Origin of the sequence: Mitsuaria sp. RG, from assembly GCF_028369275.1 — a bacterium.
Classification (GTDB): Bacteria; Pseudomonadota; Gammaproteobacteria; order Pseudomonadales; family Pseudomonadaceae; genus Aquipseudomonas; species Aquipseudomonas peradeniyensis.
On the sequence record NZ_JAQMYQ010000027.1, the window covers coordinates 1 to 22,270 of the forward strand.

A 22,270-nucleotide genomic window follows, 5' to 3' on the forward strand; every position below is an offset into this window, starting at 1 on the left:
GACATCGCAAATGAATGCGCATACAACTATCAAAACAACTACCGCCCAGCCTCAAAAACCCAGAAACCCAGAAACCCAGAAACCCAGAATCAAAAAACCATGACAAACTAACCCGACTCCAACAGCAAGGCCCCACCCACCATGTTCTACCGCCTGGCCGCCGACACCCTGGTCCTGTTCCACCTCTCGTTCATCCTGCTGGTCCTGTTCGGCGGCCTGCTGGTGCTCTGGCGCCGCCGCGCCCTGCTGATCCACCTCCCCGCCCTCGCCTGGGGCCTGGCCGTGGAAGGCCTGCACCTGGAGTGCCCCCTGACCGACTGGGAAAACCACCTGCGCACCGCCGCCGGCGACGCCGGCTACCACGGCGGTTTCGTCGAACACTACATCTGGCCAGTGATCTACCCCGCCGGCCTGACCCCACAGATCCAGCTGTGGCTGGGCACCGTCGTGCTGCTGCTCAACCTGGGGGTCTACGCCTGCGTGATCTGGCGCCTAGCGCGTCGCCACCACGAATAACCGCGGGAACGGCAACAACACCCTGCCATCGCTGGCCGGCGGATAGTCACGCTGCATGGCCTGCAGGTAAAGCTGCAGGAAACTCGTCTGCTCCTGCTCATCCAGCCGCGCCAGGTAAGGCCGCAGCGCCGAGCCCTTGAACCACTCCACCACCGCCTCGGCACCACCTTCCAGCGGGTGGTGATAGGTGGTGCGCCACACATCCACCCGCGCACACAGCGGGCTGAGCAGGTCGTAGTAGAAGCCGGCGTTGTGCCGCGGCGGCAGGCTGAAATCGGCGAACTTCCCGGCCCAGGGCCCCTGGCTGGCGATCTCGCGCAACCGGCGGTGCGCCGGCTCGTCGAGGTTATCGGGGGTCTGCACGGCCAGGCTGGCGCCATCGCCCAATTGCCGCACCAGATGCGGGTAAAGGCTGGCATGATCCGGCACCCACTGCAGCGACGCGTTGGCAAGGATCAGGTCCTGGGGCTCGTGGGCCGTCCAGCTGGCAATCTCGCCAATCTCGCAGCGCACCCGCGGAATGCTCAGGCGTGGCCGCTGCCGGGCCTTGCCGATCATGTCCGGATCGCTGTCCAGGGCGAGGACCTGGGCATCCGGACAGCGCTGCAGCAATACCTCGGTAGAGTTGCCCGGGCCGCAGCCCAGGTCTGTGGCATGCCGCACCGGACGCGCCGGCACGGCAGCCAGCAGATCGCGCACGGCGCGGGTGCGTTCGTCTTCGAACAACGAATACTGGGTGGCGGACCAGGCCATGGGCGACTCCTTGTAGGGCAATTGTGTGCAGCATAAGCCATGTCGGCATGTAGCAACGTAAGGATGATCTGACTGGCAAAGGAGGCGATGCCCACAAATGAAAACGGCCGATCCCTTAAAAGGGACCGGCCGTTGCCAGAGGCACTGCCGCGATCAGTGACGCGTGGCGGTACGGATCTGGTGCACCACGCCCATCGCCACCACGATCGCCGCGGCGATGCCAGTGGAAATCACCAGGATCTGGTAGTCAGGCATGAAGGCCATGGTCACCAGGGCCGCCACGATGAACAGGATCACCAGGTAGGTCAGCCACGGGAACAGCCACATCTTCAGGCGCACTTCCTTGCCCTCGGCGATCAGCTTGCGGCGCATGCGCAACTGCGAGAAGGCGATCACCAGGTATACCAGCAGGGCGATCATGCCGGTGGTGTTCATCAGGGTTTCCAGCACGTCCTTCGGCCGCAGGGTGTCGCTGAAGTTGATCAGCGCGCAGAACACCGCCACCAGGCACGAGCCGATGATCGCATTCACCGGCACGCCGGTACCGGTGCGGGTGTACTTGAACAGGCGCGGCGCGTCGCCGCGCTGGGCCAGGGAGAACAGCATGCGCGAGGCGGTGTAGTGGCCGGAGATCAGGCAGCTGCTCACCGAAGTCAGCACCACGAAGTTCATCAGCAGCTCGGCATACGGCACACCCAGCAGCTCCAGGGTACGGCGGTAGGCGCCATAGCCGGAAACGCCCAACTGCGGGTCGTTCCACGGTACCAGGCAGACGATCAGGAAGATCGAGCCGACGTAGAACAGACATACCCGCCACACCACCGAGTTGGTCGCCTTGACGATCTGGGTGGCCGGATCCTTCGCCTCGGAGGCCGCGATGGTGACGATCTCGGCGCCAAGGAAGGCAAACATCACCCCCAGCAAGGCCCCGATCACCGTGGTGATGCCGTTAGGCATGAAGCCTTCGGCAGTCAAATGAGTGATACCGCGCACTTCGCCGAACTGCCAGATGTTCATCACCGCGGCGGTGCACACCACCAGGAAGCAGACGATCGCCACCACCTTGATCAGCGCGAACCAGAACTCGAACTCGCCGTAGTGCTTGACGTTGAAGAAGTTGACGGTGATCAGCAGCAGCGTCGTGGCCAGCACGAACACGTTGACGCTCACGTCGGGGAAGAAACCGTGCAGGATCTTGCCCGCCACGTAGGCCTCCCAGGCCATGAGGATCACCCAGTACCACCAGTACAGCCAGCCGATGGTGAAACCGGCCCAACGGCCAATGGCGCGGTCGGCGTAGGTGGAGAACGAGCCGGTGTCCGGCGAGGAGGTCGCCATTTCGCCGAGCATGCGCATGATCAGCACCACCAGGATGCCGCCGGCGAGATAGGCCAGCACGGCGGCCGGGCCGGCGCTGTGGATCACGCTGCCGGAACCGACAAACAAGGCGCCGCCGATCACCCCGGCGATCGACATCATCGTCAGGTGGCGCGACTTGAGCGAGGCACTGAGCTTGCTCTCGTGCCCATCCTTCGCGGTGGTGGATGTGGATGTTGCGTCCATCAGTTATTTACCCCGTGCTTCTTTTTATCCAAGGAAAAACTGTGAAACCCCGATGGTTATCGGTCTCACCTGTACATCAGTGCTACTGCGGGCAGGGAGGTGTGCGGAGCACACGCAGGCCATCCGTGGCGGCCTGCTTACGCGGCCAGAGGCAACCCTCTGGACGAACTGAACCATGCTGGGGACGGACGAGAAGCGTCCGGCCAGGCGAAAGGAAGGTGCGGGGCAAACCCCGACGGCAAAGCAGCGATGTTGTGATTATTCATGGCGCTGGTACGTGCTGTGTTGGCTATATCTGACACGTAATGTAAAAATGTCGAACACATAGGGCCATGCACAGCGGCATGAAAATCGCACTGCACTGTACAGGCCGCCGATGCAATACACCCGCGATACCCCCTGCAGGCACCCGAATGCTCCAGCTCCATCCGGACTCCTCCACCCCGCTGGTCAACCAGATCATCGACGGGCTGCGCGCGCTGATCGACGACCAGACCCTCAAGCCCGGGGCCAAGGTCCCGTCGATCCGGGCGTTCGCCTCGACCTACTCGGTGAGCACCTTCACCGTGGTCGAAGCCTATGACCGCCTGGTGGCCCAAGGGTTGCTGGTGAGCAAGGGCAATGCGGGGTTCTTCGTCAATCGTGCGGCGAACGAGTTGCTGGACAAGCACAACGTCGAAGTCGACACCAGCCGCCCCACCTTCAATTCCGAGTGGTACCTGCAGCAGATCTTCGAGATCCGCCAGTTGCCATTCAAGCCGGGTTGCGGCTGGCTGCCCAACGACTGGATGTACGAGGAGGGCCTGCGCCGCGGCCTGCGCCAGGTGGCCGGCAGCCCGCTGGAGCTGTCCGGCTACGGCGACCCCCTGGGCCTGCCGGAGCTGCGTGCGCTGACCGCGCAGAACCTGCAGCAGGAACTGTCGATCGTCGCCAACCCGGCGCAGCTGATGCTCACCCACGGCGCCAGCCAGGCCCTGGACCTGGCCGTGCGCACCCTGGTACGCCCCGGCGACGTAGTGCTGGTGGACGACCCCGGCTACCCCAACCTGATGAGCATCCTGCGCACCCAGGGCGCCACCCTGGTGGGCGTGCCTCGCACTCCGGCCGGCTACGACCTCGACCAGCTAGAGCGCCTGCTGGCCCACCACCGCCCAACGGCCTTCTTCACCCAGCCACACCTGCACAGCCCGACCTGCTCGCGCACCCCGCTGGCGCAGCTGCACCGTTTGCTGCAACTGGCCAGCCAGCATGGTTTCCGCCTGGTGGAAAACAACCTCTACGCCGACATGATCGCCGACCCGCTGCCGTGCCTGGCCAGCCTCGACCACTTGCAGCAGGTGGTGTACGTGGGCAGCTACTCGAAAAGCATTTCACCCAACGTACGGGTCGGCTACCTGCTGGCCAACCCCGAACTGACCCAGCAACTGCTGCACCTGAAGATGCGCTCGGGCCTGACCACTTCGCAGGTGATGGAACGGGTGGTATACGCCGCGATCATCGACGGTCGCTGGCGCAAGCACCTCAAGCGCCTGCGCCAGCGCCTGGCCGAGGCGCACCAGGAAGTGGGCCGGCACCTGCACCGGCTGGGTTTCGAGCTGTTCATCGAATCGGATGAGGGGATGTACATCTGGACCCGCCATCCGGCGATCCCCGACAGCGCCGCGCTGCTGGATGATGCCCTGGAGAAAGGCATCATGCTCGGGCCCGGGCAGTTGTTCATGGTCGATGCCAAGGCCACCGGCTGGATGCGCTTCAATGTGGCGTTCAGTACCGATCCGGCGATGTGGGAGTTGCTGGAGAAGGTGTTGGTCAAGCACGTTCGCCGAGGTTGAAGTCAACACTTCTCATAAGCGCGGAAGTAGCCCGGCGTACTCACCTAAAGAGAGTGCGAAACACCCGCAGCCCTGCTCCGCCCCAGCCACGCATACGCCAACGCCAGCAACCCCAGCACCAGCCCGGCAAACACCGCCACCACCAGCTGGCTGTAGCGCGCCAGCAGCGCCGGGAACCCCACCACCTCGCGGGTCACCTGGATATCGGCGCTGCCATCGGCATCGCGGATGCTGATGCCGCCCTGGCGGATCTGCGAATAGTCGGCGTCGAAGTACACCCAGACCTTACTCTCGCTCACCCCGTCGATGGCCGGCAGGTCGATGCTGCTGGTGGGCGTCGGCACCAGCGTGTCATTGCCGGCGGCGTCGCGCACCTGCACCAGGCCTTTGGCCGGCAAACGGATGTGCACGGCCTTGAGCGGCGTCTGCGCGGGGTTGTACAGCTCGATGAGCAGGCCGGTGCGGTGATCCACCAATCCGGCCTCGAACGGCCTGGCAAACAGCTGCAGATACGGGGCCTGGGCCAGATCGACCAGCTTGTCGATCTGCGGATGGCTGAGGGAACCAGCGCCGATCTCGCTGATCTGCGAGTGCAGCCGCTCGTACTTGAGCAGGTCGTTGGCCTGGCTGATACGCTCGCTGAACTGGCCCGGATAGGTGAGATGGGCGTAGGTCAGGCGCGCCTGCAGGCGGTCGTCGTCGCGCAGCACCGCATAGAGCGCGGCGGCGACGGTGACCAGGGCCAGCAGGCCCACCAGGGATTTACCGACTTTTTCCCAATTCACCTTGAGGGTTCCTTGTTTACGGGTGTGACGAGAGGCAAGGCAGGCAAGGGTGCCAAGAACACCGGGTTCGGGCAAGGGTTGGCTGCCTGTGATGAAGCGGTCTTGTGCGATGACCGAAATGTAAGCGTTTCCCTGTAGGAGCGGCCTTGTGCCGCGAAAGGGCTGCGTAGCGGCCCCTGGATTTCAGCGTCGATGCAAAGATCGCCGGGGACGCTTTGCGGCCCTTTCGCGGCACAAGGCCGCTCCTACAGAGGAGGTGATCGGCCGCATCAGCCCCGCGCCAGCAATCCCGGCACAGCCACCACCAGCATCGCCACCCCGGACAGGGTCAGCAGCCCCAGCACGATCCGGCGAAACGCCAGTTCACTGATCCCCAGGTACAGCCGCGTGCCCAGCAGCGTCGGCACTGCCATCGCCAACGCCACCACCGCGAACGCCGGCAGCAACGCCGGGGTCACCAGCCCGCTGCCCAGGTAGGTGAGCATGGTCACCGCCAGCATCGACAGGTTGAAGTTCTGGATCACCGCCCGCTGGGTGTCGCGCTCGAACCCGCGCAGGGTGCACCAGAGCGTCGGCACCGTGCCGGTAAAGCCACCGATGCCGCCCAGCACCCCACCGACCATGCCCACCGCGCCATCGGCCAGGCGCCCGCCCTGCAGACGCGGCAGGCGCGGCGCCAGCAGCATCAGTGGGCACCACACCACCAGCAGCGTGCCGAACACCGCCTTGAACCACAGCATGTCCAGGTAAGGCAGCACCCACACGCCCAGTGGAATCCCCGCCAGCCCGCCCAGCACGAAGGGCCACAGCAGCGTCCAGCTGAAGCCCCGGCGCACGCTGAACACGGCGATCAACTGCCCGGTAAGGCTACCGAACACGGTCAGCACCGCCGCCACCCGTGGCTCCAGCCCCCAGGCCCAGAACGACATGGCCACCATGCCGAAGGCAAAGCCCGACAGGCCCTGGACGAAACCGGCGACGATGGCGCCAAGGGCGATGAGATAGAGCGGATCCATGTGGGCTCCCTGCGACGATCGATGACAACGGCTGGGGAGCATTCCCCACCCAGCAATGGGTGTCCAGCCCCAGGTTTGCGGCAACACCTTGAGCGTTTCTCGTTCGCAACACTGCAACATCTTGAAACAACTGGCGTTTGGCCATTTACCGCTTGGCACAGCCGTTGCTGACCTCTGTTCAAGGCACATCGCCGCTCCTCGAGTGGCAACAGATGCCAGTCTGCACAACACGGGGCATACGGCAATGAAGAAACCAGCTGCAACATCGACCCAGGTGTCCAGGTTGTCCTCCCTCACGGCACTGCTGCTCAGCCTGGGGCTGGCCAGCGCGGTCGCCGGGTCGCTCGACGACGTGAGCCAGCCACCTCCTACCGATCCTTCCGCGTACAGCGACCCGCCCGCCACGCCAGCGGCCCAGGCGGCGGCACTGGAGGCCCTGAAGTCGATGCCCGAGGCCAACGAAGGCTCGCTGGAGCTGACCAATGGCGTCTACGGCACCCGCGCCACCGTGACCAGCAACAACGTGCTGCCCCCCGCGTTGCAGACTTCGCGCAAGTACCCCACCAACGGCAAGCCCAGCCCCTTGTTCGGCGCCGAGCCGTTCACTCAGCAACTGCTGCTGTTCGAAGAGTTCGGCCCGGAGAAACTCGACCCGGCCACCCCGCCCTACGCCATGACCTTCCCGCCGCCCGTGATCGGCGCGGCCCCCGCCCAGGACCCCGACTACGCCGCCCGCAGCAGCCCCAACGGCAACGCCCTGGAAGCGTTCCTGACCCAGCCGGGGCTGACGCCGTTCCCGTCGCAGTACGCCAACGTGCTCGACCGCAACCCGTGGAAGGCGCAGATCGAGATGTTCCTCAACCGCAGCGGGGTCGGCTCGCCCGCCGAAGGCCGTCCGCCAGGAAAGGGCTGGTCGCACCAGCGCTGGAACGAGTTCTACCCCCAGGCCGCGTTCAAGACCGCCCAGGCCGGGGCGCGCATCAACCAGGGCCTGCGCGACCGCAAGCAGCTGCACAACTACGCCAAGGGTGAATTCGCCCCGGGCGGGCTGTACTACCAGACCTCCGACATCCCCACCACCCTGGGCACCACCAAGGGCATCGACACGCGCTTCCACCCGAAAATGCCCCTGCAGGGCCACAAGGCGCTGTGGACCTTCGACGGCACCTTCCCGGTCAAGCTGCTGATGGTGCGCTACGGCCAGCCGGTACTGATGCGCCACTACAACGCCCTGCCGATCGACCCATCGGCCAACAACGGCTTCGGCCTGCACACCATCTCCACCCACGAGCATAACGGCCACTCGCCGGCCGAGAGCGACGGCTTCGCCAACGCCTACTTCTTCCCCGGCCAGTATTACGACTACCGCTGGCCGATCCAGCTGGCCGGCTACGACACCATCAACACCCGTGCCCAGGACCCGCGCGCCGCCTTCCCCTGCGCGCCGGGCGAAACCCTGTACGTCAACGACGCCTCACCAGGCCTCAAGACCTGCGAGAACGGCAGCATCAAGATCCGCGGCGACTGGCGCGAGACCATGAGCACCCACTGGTTCCACGACCACATGCTCGATTTCACCGCGCAGAACGTCTACAAGGGCAACGCGGTGATGATGAACTACTACTCGGCCATCGACCGCGGCAACGAGGCCCTGCAGGACGGCGTCAACCTGCGTTTTCCCAGCGGCGCGGCGATGCCGTGGGGCAACCGCGACTATGACGTCAACCTGGTGATCGCCGACAAGGCCTGGGATGCCAACGGCCAGCTGTGGTTCAACCCGTTCAACACCGACGGCTTCCTCGGCGACCAGATCCTGGTCAACTGGCAGTACCAGCCCAAGCTCAAGGTGCGCGCGCGCAGCTACCGCTTCCGCATTCTCAACGGCTCGGTGTCGCGTTACTTCAAGTTCGCCGTGGTGCGTGAAATCGCCGGCACCAGCGGCGAGTTCAAGGGCCCGACCGGCTCCAACCTTTCCTACGCCCGGGTGCCGTTCCACATGATCGCCAACGACGGCAACATCATGGAACACGCCGTGCCGTTCGACGGCACCCTGGACCTCAACGGTGACGGCAACCTGCAGGACAACAACGCCATCATGCCGCTGCAGGGCATCGCCGAGCGCTACGACATCATCATCAATTTCGCCAGGAACGGGATCAAGGTCGGCGACAAGCTGTACTTCGTCAACCTCATGGAACACGAGACCGGCAAGGGCCCGAAACAGCCCATCGCCCTGGCCGACGTGCTGTCGGGCAAGTACAAGCCTGTGATCAAGCAGACCAGCAACGGCCCGGAATGGGATGGCGGCGACCCGGTGGTCGGCAAGTTCATGCAACTGATCGTGCAGCCCTACACCGGCCAGGACGTCAGCATGGACCCGAGCCTGTATGAACCGGCCAAGCCCGGCAAGGCTGCTGGCCTGGCGATGATCCCCCTGCCCATCGACCGCAACAGCGCCAGCGATCAGGTCAAGATCAAGGCCGCTCGCCACCGCGAGTTCATCTTCGGCCGCTCCGACGGCACCGACAGCACGCCCTGGACCATCAAGACCGACGGCGGCTTTGGCTTCACCATGGACCCACGGCGTATCAGCGCCGCCCCGCAACTGGCCAACGAAGCCACCGACGCTGGCTTCAGCGGCGATGGCACCCTGGAAGTGTGGAAGATCAAGAACGGCGGCAACGGCTGGAGCCACCCGGTGCACGTGCACTTCGAGGAAGGGGTGATCCTCAGCCGCGACGGCAAGGCGCCGCCGGAATGGGAAAAATGGGCGCGCAAGGACGTGTACCGCATCGGCGCGGATGCTGATTCGTCGGAAGAAGTGGAAATGGCCATTCGCTTCCGCGAGTTCGCCGGCACCTACATGGAGCACTGCCACAACACCCAGCACGAGGACACCTCGATGCTGCTGCGCTGGGACCTGGAACACCCCGGCCAGTTCCAGATGATGCCGACGCCGCTGCCCGGCTGGGATGGCGTGGAATACATCAACTCCGCCGCCCTGCCGACCTTCCGCACTGCCAGCAGTGGCCCCGGCAACGACAGCAACAAGCCGCCGGTGGCGGTGAACGACAGCGCCGCGACCATGGCCGGCAAGCCGATCGTGCTCAACGTGCTGGCCAACGACACCGATCCCGACGGCAACCTGCCGCTGAGCATCAGCAGCCTGGCTCAGCCCGACTCCGGCCAGGGCACGGTGAGCAGCAACGGCACCCAGCTGACCTATACCCCCCCGGCCACGGTCGCCACGGCATTCACCGCCAGCTTCACCTATGCCGCGCGCGACGCCAAGGGCCTCGAGTCGCTGGCGCCGGCCACGGTGAGCATTGCGGTCTCGCCGGCGGTACCGATGGACCAGATCCAGGTCAGCAGCGCCACGGTACAGTTGCGCAGCAACAGCCGCTGGACCTGGGAAATCGCCGGGACCACCTCGGTGGCCGCCGGCAACAGTATCCGGGTCTCCACCAACACCACCAGCGGGCCGCTCGACCTGGGCCTGGCGACCCTGACCACCAGCGGCAGCGGCGCGCGCTGGAAGTTGTCGGTGACCACTACTGGCAGCGGCCCGGCCTCGCCACCGGCGGTGACGGTGAAGTCGGCGCTGGGGCAGAGCGTGACGGTGCCGCTGAGTATCCGTTGATATCGCCAAGACCACACTGGGGATTGGCGTGGGAGCGGGCTTGCCCGCTCCCACGCTGTCCTTGCCTGTCCCCTGACCAGAGGGTAGAACCATGCCCCGCCTCTGCCGCCTGCTGCTCCTGCTGCTGCTCCCCCTCAGCCTTGCCTGGTCGCTCCCCCCCAGCACCCGCGCAACGCCCTCCACACCCTGGGGCGCCGACTACTTCCCCAACATCCCCCTGCTCACCCAGGACGGCCAACAGGTGCGCTTCTTCGACGACCTGATCAAGGACAAGGTGGTGGCCATCAACTTCATCTTCACCGGCTGCGGCGACTCCTGCCCGGTGGAAACCGCGCGCCTGCGCCAGGTGCAGAAGCTGCTGGGCGAGCGCGTCGGCCAGGACATCTTCATCTACTCGATCAGCATCGACCCCTACAACGACACCCCCGCCACCCTCAAGCGCTACGCCGAGAAGTTCGCCATCGGCCCCGGCTGGACCTTGCTCACTGGCGAAGCCGCCGACATCGAGCAACTGCGCCGCAGCCTCGGGCTGTACATCGAAGGACTGGAGAACGGCCGCAGCAAGGACCACAACCTCAGCCTGATCATCGGCAACCAGGCCACCGGCCGCTGGATGAAGGCCTCGCCCTTCGAAAGCCCGTACATCCTCGCCGACCGCCTGGCCAACAGCCTGCACAACTGGAAGACCGCCAGCGCCCAGCGCCGCGACTACACCCAGGCCCCGGATATCCGCCCGCCGAGCGCCGGTGAACAACTGTTCCGTACCCGCTGCTCGTCGTGCCATACCCTGGGCGATGCCGAGCCCGGTGCCACCCGTGGCATCGGCCCGGACCTGCTGGGGGTGACCCGCCAGCGCGAGGAACAGTGGTTGAAACGCTGGCTGATGGAGCCGGACCGGATGCTGGCGGAGCAAGACCCGCTGGCAATGCTGTTGTACGCGCAGTACAACCAGCTGGCGATGCCCAACATGCGCCTGGGGGAAACCGAAGTGGCCGCGCTGATCAGCTATCTCGAGGAAGAAACACAACGGCGCCAGGTGCCCTCGGCGCAACGTTGAACCTCGACCCTTGACCGCCAGCGCCGCCCCAGCCCATGCTCAACCGCTTCCATCCCACGCTCAAGGAACGACCGCATGAAGCTGGAAACACTCGCCATCCACGCGGGCTTCAGCCCCGACCCGACCACCAAGGCGGTGGCCGTGCCGATCTACCAGACCACCTCGTTCGCCTTCGACGACACCCAGCACGGCGCCGACCTGTTCGACCTCAAGGTCGCGGGCAACATCTACTCGCGCATCATGAACCCCACCAACGACGTGCTCGAGCAACGCATGGCCGCCCTCGAGGGCGGGGTCGGCGCGCTGGCCGTGGCCTCGGGCATGGCCGCCATCACCTACGCCATCCAGACCGTCGCCGAAGCTGGTGACAACATCGTCTCGGTGGCCAAGCTGTACGGCGGCACCTACAACCTGCTGGCCCACACCCTGCCGCGCATGGGCATCACCACCCGCTTCGCCGCCCACGACGACATCGCCGCCCTCGAGGCCCTGATCGACGCGCGCACCAAGGCAGTGTTCTGCGAGTCGATCGGCAACCCCGCCGGCAACATCGTCGATATCGCCGCGCTGGCCGAGGCAGCCCACCGCCATGGCGTGCCGCTGATCGTCGACAACACCGTGGCCACGCCGATTCTCTGCCGCCCGTTCGAGCACGGCGCCGATATCGTCGTGCACTCGCTGACCAAGTACATCGGCGGCCACGGCACCAGCATCGGCGGCATCGTCATCGACTCGGGCACATTCCCCTGGGCCGACCACAAGCAGCGTTTCGCCCTGCTCAATACTCCCGACCCGTCCTACCACGGCGTCACCTACACCGAAGCCTTCGGCCCCGCCGCCTTCATCGGTCGCTGCCGCGTGGTGCCGCTGCGCAACACCGGCGCCGCGCTGTCGCCATTCAATGCCTTCCTGATCCTGCAAGGCCTGGAGACCCTGGCCCTGCGCATGGAGCGCCATACCGAGAATGCGCTCAAGGTCGCCCGCTACCTGCAGGAACACGACCAGGTGGCCTGGGTGAAATATGCCGGCCTGCCGGACCACCCCGAGCACCAACTGGCCCGGCGCTACACCGGCGGCAAGCCGGCGGCGATCCTGTCGTTCGGCATCAAGGGCGGCCAGGCCGCCGGGGCGCGCTTCATCGATGCGCTGCAACTGGTGGTGCGCCTGGTCAACATCGGCGACGCCAAGTCGCTGGCCTGCCACCCCGCCTCCACCACCCATCGTCAACTCAACGACGAAGAGCTGGAGAAGGCCGGCGTACCGCGCGACATGGTGCGCCTGTCGATCGGCATCGAGCACAGCGACGACATCATCGCCGACCTCGCCCAGGCCCTTGAGGCCAGCCGCGGCTGATCGACCCGCGCCCCACCCAATGCCGACGGCGGGCGCGTACCCTGCAGAACCGGAACCTCGCGTAATGACCCTTTTCTACCTGAAACTCCTGGTCACCCCGCTGCTGATGTGGGCCATCTCCCTCGCCTCGCGGCGCTGGGGCGGACTGCTCGGCGGGCTGCTGTCCGGTCTGCCGATCACCTCGGCCCTGGTGATGACCTTCCTGTGCCTGGAGCAAGGCACGGGCTTCGCCCTGGGCGCGGTGCCCGGCGCGCTGGGTGGGTTGGCGGCGGTGCAGGCCACCTACGCCTTCTACCTGTTCGCCACGCGCAGGGTCGATATCGCCCCGGCCGTGCTGCTGGCGATCCTGTTCTACGGCCTGGCGGCCTATGCCTTCACCCACTGGGGTGGGCTTTACCTGTCGGTGGCCGTGGCGCTGCTGCTGATCGGCGTGCTGATCCGCGCCAGTGGCCGCGAGCCCAGGCCCGACACCCTCGCCCGTCCCCGGCAGCGGTATTGGGAGATTCCCTTGCGCATGGTATCGGCCACCTCGCTGCTGATGATCACCACCAGCCTGGCCAGCTGGCTGGGGCCGGCCACCAGCGGCATGCTGGCGCCAATTCCGGTGATCGCCTGGCCGCTGGTGGTGTTCGCCCATGTGCAGGGCGGCCGAGCCGGGATGGCGGCGATGGTGCGGGGCAATGCCATTGGTGCGGTGGGAGTGATTGCATTCTACCTGGCGATGGCGGGGTTGCTGGAACGATTGGGGGTTGCCGTGACCATCGGCCTCGCCATGGGCCTGGCAGTGGCACTGACCGTAGCGTTGGCGGCGGCGCTGCGCCGGGTACCGACCGATTGACCAGTGATTCGAACAGGTCCCGGGCTTGATCCATTCTCCCTGGGGCCAGCCCCTCCAGCGAAATATCGACTAGCCTGAATGCTCCTGTTGCCAACCTGACAAGGTGAAGACGATGAGCATGATGGACTGGGACGCCTACCGTAAGCAGTTGATGGCCGGCATCGGCGATCTCAAGCAACTCTCACCCGATACCGTGGCCGGCTACGCGACCGCCAGCGGCGCCGGGGCCAAGACCAATCACCTGGACGCCAAGACCCGTGAGCTGATCTCGTTGGCCGTCGCCGTCACCACCCGCTGCGACGGCTGCATTGCCGTGCATTCGCAGCAGGCGGTCAAGCACGGCGCCACCCGCGAGGAGATCGCCGAGGCCCTGGGCGTGGCGGTGGCAATGAACGCCGGCGCCGCGCTGGTCTACTCGGCCAGGGCGCTGGACGCCGTGGGCAAGACTGGCGCCTGAAACTTCATGGCGCCGCCGCCCTTGCGCGACGGCGCCGCGACACCCAGACTTGGCGGTTCAGCCCGTGCAGGAACCACCATGATCCAGATACGCCCCATGACCCCGGAAGACTTCGAACGCTTCTGGCCGACCTTCCAGGCCATTGTCCAGGCCCGCCAGACCTACGCCTTCGACCCGGCCCTGGACGTCGACCAGGCGCGTCGGTTGTGGCTGGAAACCCCGTTGCGCACCCTGGTGGCCGAGGACGACGGCGTGCTGCTCGGCTCCTACTTCCTCAAGGCCAATGCCGCCGGCCCCGGCGGGCATGTCGGCAACTGCGGCTACATGGTCTGCGAGCAGGCCCGCGGCCGGGGCGTGGCCAGGCTGATGTGCGAGCACTCGCAGAAGCTGGCGCGCCAGGAGGGCTTCCTGGCCCTGCAGTTCAATTCGGTGGTGGCCAGCAACGAGGTGGCGGTGGCGCTGTGGCACAAGCTCGGCTTCGAGACCGTCGGCCGCCTGCCCAGGGCTTACCGCCATGCCGAGCTGGGCCTGGTGGACTGCCTGGTGATGTACAAGTGGCTGGCAGACGAGCCGGTGGTGGAAAAGCCGGCGCTGCTGATCGGACGCAAGAATATCGAGGCGCGGGTTTCGCGTCGGCGCGGGCGCTGAACCCATCGCGGGGCAAGCCCGCTCCCACGATCCGATTGCCTGGAGCTGCCAGGGTATCGCCGTGGGAGCGGGCTTGCCCCGCGATCAGCGACAACGCAATTGCAGCTAACCCATTGCCCCACCAGATATTTTCCTGCCACCCAGGCGATTGACTCGCCACCCGTTCGATGGTCAGATGCGCGCCAGTTTCAGGTGTCCTGCGCCGCCGCGCGCAGGGTGAAACGGGAAGCCGGTGCGTCGTTGTCACGACAAGTCCGGCGCTGCCCCCGCAACGGTAAGCGAGCGAATCCTTCGACAGACCACTGTGCGCACGCATGGGAAGGTGAAGGCTTCATGCTCCTCGCAAGCCCGGAGACCGGCCTGAGGCTTCACTTGGCAACCCGCGGTGGGCGGGCGCAGGCCGGTATCCGCGCGCGCCTGCGTGCGCGCTTCGCCGTTGCGTGTTTTCCACCGGGATCCATTCCTTCCTGCAGCAGTGGAACGACATGTCCCGAATCAACAAGCTTCACACCCTGGCGGCCTGCCTGGCCGTGTCCCTGCCAGCACTGGCCGACGACCATGAAGTGGCGCCCCTCACCCTGCCCTCCACGGCGATCACCGACACCCGCGAGCCACAGGTCATCGACCTGGCCACGCCAACCCCGGCCGGCTCGCGCCTGAACCTCAGCGCCCTGGACACCCCGGCCAGCACCAGCAGCCTGACCGAGGCGCAGATCCAGCAGCGCAACAACCTCACCGTGCAGGACGCCGTGACCCGCTCGCCGGGCCTGACCTTCATCGGCACACCGGGCGACGGCGGTACCGGCCTGTCGGCCCGGGGCTTCACCGGGCAGAGTTCGGTGATGACCCTGTTCGACGGCTCGCGCCTGTACGCCGGCGCCGGCACCCTGACCTTCCCGGTCGCCCCGTGGATGGTCGAACGCATCGACGTGATCCGCGGCCCCTCCTCGGTGCTGTACGGCGAAGGCGCCACCGGCGCGGTGGTCAACGTGGTGCCGAAGAAGCCGTTCGCCGGTGACATCCGCAACCACCTGCGCCTGGGCTACGGCTCCTGGGACCGCCAGCAACTGGGCCTGGACAGCGGCGGCAGCCTGAGCGAGCGGCTGAGCTACCGCGTGACCCTCAACCAGCAGGCCGGCAACGGCTGGGTCGACCGCACCGACTCGCGCAGCCTGGCCCTCAGCGCCGCCCTGCGCTTCGATGCCAGCGACGACCTGAGCTTCACCCTCGCCCACGAACGCGGCGATGCGCAACCAGCCAACTACTACGGCACCCCGCTGATCGACGGGCACCTGCGCAGCAGCGTGCGCCGCAAGAACTACAACGTCAGCAACGACGAACAGCGCTACCACGACGAGTGGACGCGCCTGACCACCGACTGGACCCTCAGCGACAGTGTCATCGCCAGCAACCAGCTGTACTACATCAAGAGCCGCCGCCAGTGGCGCAACGCCGAGTCCTACGCCTGGGACGCCGCCAACGGCGTGATCCAGCGCGGCAGCTTCCTCGAGATTCGCCATAACCAGGAGCAGCTCGGCGATCGCCAGAGCTTTACCTTCGACCATGGCCTGTTCGGCCTGGCCAGCAAGACCGTGGTCGGCGCCGAATACAACCGCATCCGCTTCAACGTCGACAGCAACTCGCCCTACAGCGATGGCAGCAGCGACCCGCTCGACCCGTGGCATCCGGCTCCGGGCGGTTTCCACAGCCTCAGCCCGACCCGCGCGCAGACGCTGTCCAAGGTCGACACCTTCGCCCTGTTCGCCGAGAACCGCACCCAGCTGAGCGACCGCCTCGCGCTGGTCACCGGCATCCGCCGCGACCAGAACCACATCGACCGTGACGACCTGGTCAACAACGCCCGCAGCGACCGCAGCCTGCAAGGCGGCAACTGGCGCGCCGGGCTGGTGTACGCGCTCACCGACGACCTGTCGCTGTACGGGCAGTACTCCACCAGCGAGGACGGCGTCGGTGACCTGCTCACCCAGCGCCCGAACAAGCGCCTGGAGCTGACCGAAGCGAAGCAGACCGAGATCGGCCTCAAGCAACGTTTCTGGGATACCCGTGGCGAGTGGACGCTGGCGGCCTATCACATCGTCAAGAAGAAACTGCCGGTGTACAACCCGCTCACCCACGACAGCCAGCAGGCCGGCCAGCAGACCTCCGACGGCCTGGAGGCCAGCCTGGAACTGGCGCTGGGCAACCAGTGGCAGCTCTCGGCCAACGCCGCGCTGGTGAGGGCCAAGTACGACGATTTCCTGGAGGAAGGCGACAACGGCACGGTCAACGACCGCGCCGGCAACCGCCCGCAGGATGTGCCGCGGCGCACCGCCAACCTGTGGCTGAGCAAGGGCTTCGGCCAGGCCGTCGATGCCGGTATCGGCCTGCGCTATGTGGATGAGCGCTACTCCAGCGCGGCCAACGACCAGCGCGTGCCGGGTTACACGGTGGTCGACGCCAACCTGGGCTGGCAGGTGCTGCCCGATGTGCGCCTGGGCCTGCAGTTGAACAACCTGTTCGACCGCCAGTACGCCCAGTCCAGCTTCAGCGGCGAGCAATGGCTGCTGGGCGCGCCGCGTTCGTATTTCGCCACGGTCGACTACAGCTTCTGAGGCAGGTACAGCCCACTCGGGGTTCAAAATGTAAATCTCCGATCTGACTGGGGCAGCGTGGGAGCGGGCTTGCCCCGCGATGCTTCGCCAACCTGGGCCGACGTCATCGCGGGGCAAGCCCGCTCCCACGCTGTTCCTGCAAAGCCTCGGCGCCTGCGCCTGTCGCGCGGCGCTTGATCGGCGCCGCGCCAGGTGCTCGACTTAGCGCTACGCCTCCGTCACAAGCAGCGCGCCATGACCGACATCCCGCAGATCCCCACCCCGCCCGTGCACGCCCTGGATCAGCCGCGCACCCTGCTGTTCCTCGCCTACCCGCAGATGGGCCTGCTCGACCTCACCGGCGCGCAGACGGTGTTCTGGGCCGCGACCAAGGCCCGTACCGCGCGTGGCCTGCCGGGCTATCGCCTGGTCACTGCCAGCCTCGAAGGCGGCTTGGTGCCCACCGCAGAAGGCCTGTCGATAGGCACCGAACCGTTGGCACCCTGGTTGTGCGAGCCGTTTGACACCCTGGTGGTGCCCGGCGCACCGGAGATCGTCCACACCCTCCCCGATCACGCCGAGCTGATCGCCTGGCTGGCCCAGGCCGCCCAGCGCGCCCGACGCACCGCCTCGGTGTGCAGCGGCACCTTCCTGCTGGCCGCCGCCGGCCTGCTCGACGGCCGCCGGGCCGCCACTCACTGGGCGATGTGCGATGCGCTGCACCGGCGCTTCCCGGCCATCGAGGTGGATGCCGAGTCGATCTTCGTGCAGCAGGACCAGGTGTGGACCTCGGCCGGGGTCAGCGCCGGCATCGACCTGGCGCTGGCCCTGGTCGAGGCCGACTGCGGCCGCGAGGTGGCGATGCAGGTGGCCCGCGAACTGGTGGTGTTCCTCAAGCGCCCCGGCGGCCAGGCGCAGTTCAGCGAACTGCTCAAGGCCCAGGGCGAGGACGGCGCCGCCTTCGAGGCCCTGCACCTGTGGCTCAACGAGCACCTGGGCGACCCGCGCCTGACGGTCGAGCGGCTGGCCGAGCAGGCGCGCATGAGCCTGCGCAACTTCACCCGGGTGTACAAGCACAAGACCGGCCGCACCCCGGCCAAGGCCATCGAGGTGTTCCGCCTGGAGGCGGCGCGGCGCTTGCTGGAGAACTCCGACCAGCATATCGAGCAAGTCGCCCGCCACTGCGGCTTCGGCAGCGAGGAGCGCATGCGCCTGGCGTTCCAGCGCCATCTGGCGGTGACCCCGCGAGACTACCGGGCACGCTTTGCCCGCAGCGTACCGCTGGCCGAAATCCAGGGTTCTTTGGCCTAGGGGCAAACGGGGCACGCCTTTAGCATCTGCTGCACGCCTGTCGGGCCGCAATCCAGGCCCACCCACAAGGCGTACCCTTTTCCCACTGCCGCAGCGACAACATCGATAATCGCGGCATCCAGGAGCACCCCATGAAACAGATCCTGATCATTGGCGCAGGCTTCGCCGGGCTGTGGAGCGCCCTCGGCGCCGCCCGCCTGCTCGACCAGCACAAACACGACGACGTGCAGATCACCGTGCTTGCCCCCCAGGCGGAACTGCACATCCGCCCACGCTTCTACGAACCCGACGTGCACACCATGGGCGCGCCGTTGCAGGCGCTGTTCGACGCGGTCAACGTGCGCTTCGTCAAAGGCAGCGCCTACCACATCGACCAGGCCAGCCGTGAAGTGGCGTACCGCCAGCCCGGCGGCATCGACGCCAGGCTTGGCTACGACCGCCTGATCATGGCCTGCGGCAGCCTGCTCAACCGCCCGGCGCTGGAAGGCTTCGACCGCCACGCCTTCGACGTCGACAAGATCGAGTCAGCCACCCGCCTGGAAGAACACCTCAAGTCCCTGGCCGCCCGCCCCGACAGCCCGGCGCGCAACACCGTGGTGGTGGCCGGGGGCGGCTTCACCGGCATCGAGACCGCCACCGAGCTGCCCAGCCGGCTGCGGGCGATCCTGGGCGACAAGGTCACGCCGCGCATCGTCGTGGTCGACCGCGGGGCGAAGATCGGCGCCGCCCTGGGCGACGGTATCCGCCCGGCCATCGAGCAGGCCTCGGCGGCGCTGGGCATCGAATGGGTCTGCGGCGCCACGGTGGCCTCGGTGGATGCCGGTGGCGTGCTGCTCGACAACGGCGAACGCATCGCCGCCAATACGGTGGTCTGGACCGTCGGCTTCAAGGCCAACCCGCTGACCGAGCAGATCACCGGCGAGCGCGATCGCCAGGGCCGCCTGCATGTGGACGGCCAGCTCAAGGTCATCGGCAACCCGGATGTGTATGCCGCGGGCGATGTGGCCTACGCGGCTTGCGACGAGGTCGGCAACTTTGCCGTGATGTCCTGCCAGCACGCCATCCCCCTGGGCCGCTACGCCGGCAACAACGCCGCCGCCGAGCTGATCGGCGTGGCGCCGATGACCTACAGCCAGCCCAAGTACGTCACCTGCCTGGACCTCGGCGCCTGGGGCGCGGTGTACACCGAAGGCTGGGAACGTACCGTTTCGCCACCGACCGACAAGGCCGAGGCCAAGCAGCTCAAGCAGCAGATCAACTCGGTGTGGATCTACCCGCCAGCAGCGGACCGGGCCACGGCACTGGCAGCGGCCGACCCGCTGATACCGGTCGCCTGACAGCACTGCCAACCTGCCGCAGATCGCCCACCCCCGGGGCTGCGCTGTTACTGAGAGCAGTCAGCGCAGCCCCTGCGGGCTTGCCCCGCGATAGCCGCCATTGCCTCGCCCCGCTCACAATCCAACCAGGTATTCATGACTCCAGGTCAAAGGACCTTGGCGCGTCAACGGCTTAATCAATCCCGCCGAACACCGCACACTGCACCTACCCGTTCGATCCCGTGCCCCACTGCCCGGGCCTCGATCCCCTCACTCGACAGGAGCAGTTGCATGAGCATTCCATCCTTTGGCCTGGGTACCTTCCGCCTCACCGGCCAGGCCGTCATCGATTCGGTCAAGTCGGCGCTGGCGCTGGGCTACCGCGCCATCGACACCGCGCAGATCTACAAGAACGAGGCCGAGGTCGGCCAGGCCATCGCCGAAAGCGGCGTGCCGCGCGACGAGCTGTTCATCACCACCAAGATCTGGGTCGACCACTACGCCGCCGACAAACTGATCCCCAGCCTGCGCGAGAGCCTGGCCAAACTGCGCACCGACCATGTCGACCTGCTGCTGATCCACTGGCCGGCGCCGGGCAACGGCGTCGAGCTGCCCGAATACATGCAGGCGCTGGCCGACGCCAAGCGCCAGGGCCTGACCCGCCAGATCGGCATCTCCAACTTCAATATCGAGCTGACCCGCCAGGCCATCGCCGTGGTCGGCCAGGGCGAGATCGCCACCAACCAGATCGAACTCAGCCCGTACCTGCAAAACAGCAAGCTGACTGCCTTCCTCCAGGAGCAGGGCATCACTACCACCTCCTACATGACCCTGGCCTACGGCAAGGTGCTGAAGGATCCGCTGCTGACCGAGATCGCCGCCAAGCACAAGGCCACCGTGGCCCAGGTGGCCCTGGCCTGGGCATTGCAACTGGGCTATGCGGTTATCCCGTCGTCCACCAAACGCGAGAACCTGGCCAGCAACCTGCTTGCCCGCAGCCTGCGCCTTGACGCCGACGACATGGCGCGCATCGCCACCCTGGAGCGCAACGGCCGCGAAGTCAGCCCGGACGGCCTGGCGCCAGCCTGGGACTGATATCCTTCGGGCATGGAGGCCCACCGCCCCGCTCTCAACCGCTTTTTCGGAGCTCCCAATGAGCACGCTTTCCCCCAAACGGGTGCTGTTCGCCCTGGCCATCGGCGCCTTCGGCATCGGCACCACCGAGTTCACCCCCATGGGCCTGTTGCCGGTGATCGCCGATGGCGTCGGTGCCAGCATCCCCAGCGCGGGCATGCTGATCACCGCCTATGCCATCGGCGTGATGGTCGGCGCGCCGATCATGACCTTGCTGTTCAGCCGCTTCGGCAAGCGTGCCGCGCTGATGATGCTGATGGGCATCTTCACCGTCGGCAACTTGCTCTCGGCCCTGTCGCCGGACTACTACACCCTGCTGCTCTCGCGCCTGATCACCAGCCTCAACCACGGCGCCTTCTTCGGCCTGGGCGCGGTGGTGGCCGCCAGCGTGGTGCCCCGGGACAAGCAGGCCAGCGCCGTGGCCACCATGTTCATGGGCCTGACCATCGCCAACATCGGCGGCGTGCCAGCCGCCACCTGGCTCGGCCAGCAGGTCGGCTGGCGCATGGCCTTCGCCGGCACCGCGGTGCTCGGCGTGCTGGCCATCGCGGCGCTGTGGTACGCCCTGCCCAAGGGCGAGCGCGGCAGCGTGCCCCATGTGCGCAAGGAACTGGCGGTGATCGCCCGCCCCAACGTGCTGCTGGCCATGGCCACCACGGTACTGGGCGCCGGCGCGATGTTCACCCTGTACACCTATGTCGCCCCGGTGCTCGCCGAACTGACCGGCGCCTCCGACAGTTTCGTCACCCTCGGCCTGGTGCTGATCGGCGTCGGCTTCACCCTCGGCAACAGCCTGGGCGGCAAGCTGGCCGACTGGTCGCTGGACGGCGCCGCGCGGATCTTCCTCGGCGCGTTGGCGGCGATCATGCTGCTGATGCCGCTGGTGTTGGGCAGCCATGTCGGCGCCGCGCTGGCCTTGCTGGTGTGGGGGATGTTCACCTTCGCCGTGGTGCCGCCGCTGCAGATGCGAGTGATGATCGCCGCAGCCGAGGCTCCGGGGCTGGCGTCATCGATCAACGTGGGTGCATTCAACCTGGGCAATGCCGTCGGCGCCGCCCTGGGTGGCGCGGTGATCAGCCTGGACCTGGGCTATGCGGCGGTGCCGATGGCCGGTGGCCTGCTGGCGGCGACCGGGTTGCTGCTGGTGTGGCTGGGCGGGCGCGGCAAGGCCGCCGACGAGGCGCTGGGTAATCCAGCCTGACCGGGATCAGCAACGTGGGGCGGGCTTGCCCCACGATAGCCCCAACACAAAAACGCCGCCATCCCCGAAGGAATGGCGGCGTTTTCGCATTTACACCCAGATCTTTCAAGGTGTTCGCCGCGAAGGTTTCTGCGCCTATCAGGCCGTGCGCCGCGCGGGCGGCGCTCGATCTGATAGGCGCTGCAAGGGCTACGGCGAACACTTGGCAGCCCTCACTCGGTCAATAACCTCGCGCAACAAAGACCTTGAAAGGGCTGGC

The 22,270-nt window shown here is 66.7% G+C and carries 16 protein-coding genes, 1 pseudogene and 1 riboswitch; of the genes and pseudogenes, 13 read left to right on the top strand and 4 right to left on the bottom strand.

All coding sequences use genetic code 11. From position 1 onward, the window contains the following. Positions 1 to 141: 141 nt before the first annotated feature. Complete coding sequence (locus POF53_RS15875; RefSeq protein ID WP_234560698.1) at positions 142 to 516, top strand: DUF2784 domain-containing protein; 375 nt, start codon at positions 142 to 144, stop codon at positions 514 to 516. On the opposite strand, the gene tam is transcribed toward POF53_RS15875, so the two are convergent. Together tam and POF53_RS15885 are read right to left on the bottom strand one after the other, a co-directional pair. Further along, positions 493 to 1,269: a trans-aconitate 2-methyltransferase gene (gene tam / locus POF53_RS15880; protein WP_234560699.1), complete on the bottom strand. Its 777-nt coding sequence runs from the start codon at positions 1,267 to 1,269 to the stop codon at positions 493 to 495. The two genes, POF53_RS15875 and tam, sit on opposite strands and share 24 nt — an antisense overlap. A gap of 153 nt (positions 1,270 to 1,422) precedes the next feature. After that, positions 1,423 to 2,832, bottom strand: coding sequence for an amino acid permease (locus POF53_RS15885; protein ID WP_232855587.1), 1,410 nt, complete (start codon positions 2,830 to 2,832; stop codon positions 1,423 to 1,425). A gap of 413 nt (positions 2,833 to 3,245) precedes the next feature. On the opposite strand from POF53_RS15885, the gene POF53_RS15890 reads away from it, so the two are divergent. Continuing rightward, the gene (locus POF53_RS15890; protein ID WP_186715225.1) at positions 3,246 to 4,664 is read left to right on the top strand and encodes an aminotransferase-like domain-containing protein; all 1,419 of its coding nucleotides are present in this window, start codon (positions 3,246 to 3,248) and stop codon (positions 4,662 to 4,664) included. Between the two features lie 44 nt (positions 4,665 to 4,708). On the opposite strand, the gene POF53_RS15895 is transcribed toward POF53_RS15890, so the two are convergent. After that, complete coding sequence (locus POF53_RS15895) at positions 4,709 to 5,449, bottom strand: hypothetical protein (protein WP_254464154.1); 741 nt, start codon at positions 5,447 to 5,449, stop codon at positions 4,709 to 4,711. A 269-nt stretch (positions 5,450 to 5,718) separates the two neighbouring features. Beyond that, on the bottom strand, positions 5,719 to 6,465 hold the full coding sequence (locus POF53_RS15900; RefSeq protein WP_186734299.1) for a sulfite exporter TauE/SafE family protein: 747 nt from the start codon (positions 6,463 to 6,465) through the stop codon (positions 5,719 to 5,721). Positions 6,466 to 6,748: 283 nt separating this feature from the next. Here POF53_RS15900 and POF53_RS15905 point away from each other — a divergent pair, with 283 nt between their 5' ends. From POF53_RS15905 to POF53_RS15955, 11 genes and pseudogenes are all read left to right on the top strand, one after another. Beyond that, positions 6,749 to 10,105: an Ig-like domain-containing protein gene (locus POF53_RS15905; protein WP_498968470.1), complete on the top strand. Its 3,357-nt coding sequence runs from the start codon at positions 6,749 to 6,751 to the stop codon at positions 10,103 to 10,105. A 91-nt stretch (positions 10,106 to 10,196) separates the two neighbouring features. Further along, the gene (locus tag POF53_RS15910; RefSeq protein WP_267812679.1) at positions 10,197 to 11,162 is read left to right on the top strand and encodes an SCO family protein; all 966 of its coding nucleotides are present in this window, start codon (positions 10,197 to 10,199) and stop codon (positions 11,160 to 11,162) included. 75 nt (positions 11,163 to 11,237) lie between these two features. Then, on the top strand, positions 11,238 to 12,515 hold the full coding sequence (locus POF53_RS15915) for a bifunctional O-acetylhomoserine aminocarboxypropyltransferase/cysteine synthase (RefSeq protein WP_203652318.1): 1,278 nt from the start codon (positions 11,238 to 11,240) through the stop codon (positions 12,513 to 12,515). A gap of 64 nt (positions 12,516 to 12,579) precedes the next feature. After that, positions 12,580 to 13,353: a hypothetical protein gene (locus POF53_RS15920; RefSeq protein WP_203652317.1), complete on the top strand. Its 774-nt coding sequence runs from the start codon at positions 12,580 to 12,582 to the stop codon at positions 13,351 to 13,353. Between the two features lie 118 nt (positions 13,354 to 13,471). Then, on the top strand, positions 13,472 to 13,810 hold the full coding sequence (locus tag POF53_RS15925; RefSeq protein WP_498968532.1) for a carboxymuconolactone decarboxylase family protein: 339 nt from the start codon (positions 13,472 to 13,474) through the stop codon (positions 13,808 to 13,810). 78 nt (positions 13,811 to 13,888) lie between these two features. Continuing rightward, a pseudogene (locus tag POF53_RS15930) lies at positions 13,889 to 14,392 on the top strand (GNAT family N-acetyltransferase); the annotation flags it as partial. Positions 14,393 to 14,631: 239 nt separating this feature from the next. Further along, a riboswitch (cobalamin riboswitch) is annotated at positions 14,632 to 14,836 on the top strand. Between the two features lie 107 nt (positions 14,837 to 14,943). Then, positions 14,944 to 17,070 carry a TonB-dependent receptor gene (locus tag POF53_RS15935; protein WP_498968473.1) on the top strand — a complete coding sequence of 709 codons (2,127 nt, stop codon included), beginning with the start codon at positions 14,944 to 14,946 and terminating at the stop codon, positions 17,068 to 17,070. 234 nt (positions 17,071 to 17,304) lie between these two features. Continuing rightward, positions 17,305 to 18,360, top strand: coding sequence for a GlxA family transcriptional regulator (locus POF53_RS15940; protein WP_203652314.1), 1,056 nt, complete (start codon positions 17,305 to 17,307; stop codon positions 18,358 to 18,360). Between the two features lie 131 nt (positions 18,361 to 18,491). Continuing rightward, a complete protein-coding gene (locus POF53_RS15945; RefSeq protein ID WP_232855595.1) occupies positions 18,492 to 19,697 on the top strand; it encodes an NAD(P)/FAD-dependent oxidoreductase in 1,206 nt (401 codons plus the stop codon). A 270-nt stretch (positions 19,698 to 19,967) separates the two neighbouring features. Then, positions 19,968 to 20,771: a 2,5-didehydrogluconate reductase DkgB gene (gene dkgB, locus POF53_RS15950; RefSeq protein WP_203652313.1), complete on the top strand. Its 804-nt coding sequence runs from the start codon at positions 19,968 to 19,970 to the stop codon at positions 20,769 to 20,771. A gap of 58 nt (positions 20,772 to 20,829) precedes the next feature. Beyond that, on the top strand, positions 20,830 to 22,011 hold the full coding sequence (locus tag POF53_RS15955; RefSeq protein WP_234560706.1) for an MFS transporter: 1,182 nt from the start codon (positions 20,830 to 20,832) through the stop codon (positions 22,009 to 22,011). The last annotated feature ends 259 nt before the right edge of the window (positions 22,012 to 22,270 follow it).

Coding starts and splice junctions, on each gene's coding strand:
- POF53_RS15875 (WP_234560698.1), top strand. CDS start 142: ATGTTCTACCGCCTGGCCGCCGACACCCTGGTCCTGTTCCACCTCTCG.
- tam (WP_234560699.1), bottom strand. CDS start 1,269: ATGGCCTGGTCCGCCACCCAGTATTCGTTGTTCGAAGACGAACGCACC.
- POF53_RS15885 (WP_232855587.1), bottom strand. CDS start 2,832: ATGGACGCAACATCCACATCCACCACCGCGAAGGATGGGCACGAGAGC.
- POF53_RS15890 (WP_186715225.1), top strand. CDS start 3,246: ATGCTCCAGCTCCATCCGGACTCCTCCACCCCGCTGGTCAACCAGATC.
- POF53_RS15900 (WP_186734299.1), bottom strand. CDS start 6,465: ATGGATCCGCTCTATCTCATCGCCCTTGGCGCCATCGTCGCCGGTTTC.
- POF53_RS15910 (WP_267812679.1), top strand. CDS start 10,197: ATGCCCCGCCTCTGCCGCCTGCTGCTCCTGCTGCTGCTCCCCCTCAGC.
- POF53_RS15915 (WP_203652318.1), top strand. CDS start 11,238: ATGAAGCTGGAAACACTCGCCATCCACGCGGGCTTCAGCCCCGACCCG.
- POF53_RS15920 (WP_203652317.1), top strand. CDS start 12,580: ATGACCCTTTTCTACCTGAAACTCCTGGTCACCCCGCTGCTGATGTGG.
- POF53_RS15925 (WP_498968532.1), top strand. CDS start 13,472: ATGATGGACTGGGACGCCTACCGTAAGCAGTTGATGGCCGGCATCGGC.
- POF53_RS15935 (WP_498968473.1), top strand. CDS start 14,944: ATGTCCCGAATCAACAAGCTTCACACCCTGGCGGCCTGCCTGGCCGTG.
- POF53_RS15940 (WP_203652314.1), top strand. CDS start 17,305: ATGACCGACATCCCGCAGATCCCCACCCCGCCCGTGCACGCCCTGGAT.
- POF53_RS15945 (WP_232855595.1), top strand. CDS start 18,492: ATGAAACAGATCCTGATCATTGGCGCAGGCTTCGCCGGGCTGTGGAGC.
- dkgB (WP_203652313.1), top strand. CDS start 19,968: ATGAGCATTCCATCCTTTGGCCTGGGTACCTTCCGCCTCACCGGCCAG.
- POF53_RS15955 (WP_234560706.1), top strand. CDS start 20,830: ATGAGCACGCTTTCCCCCAAACGGGTGCTGTTCGCCCTGGCCATCGGC.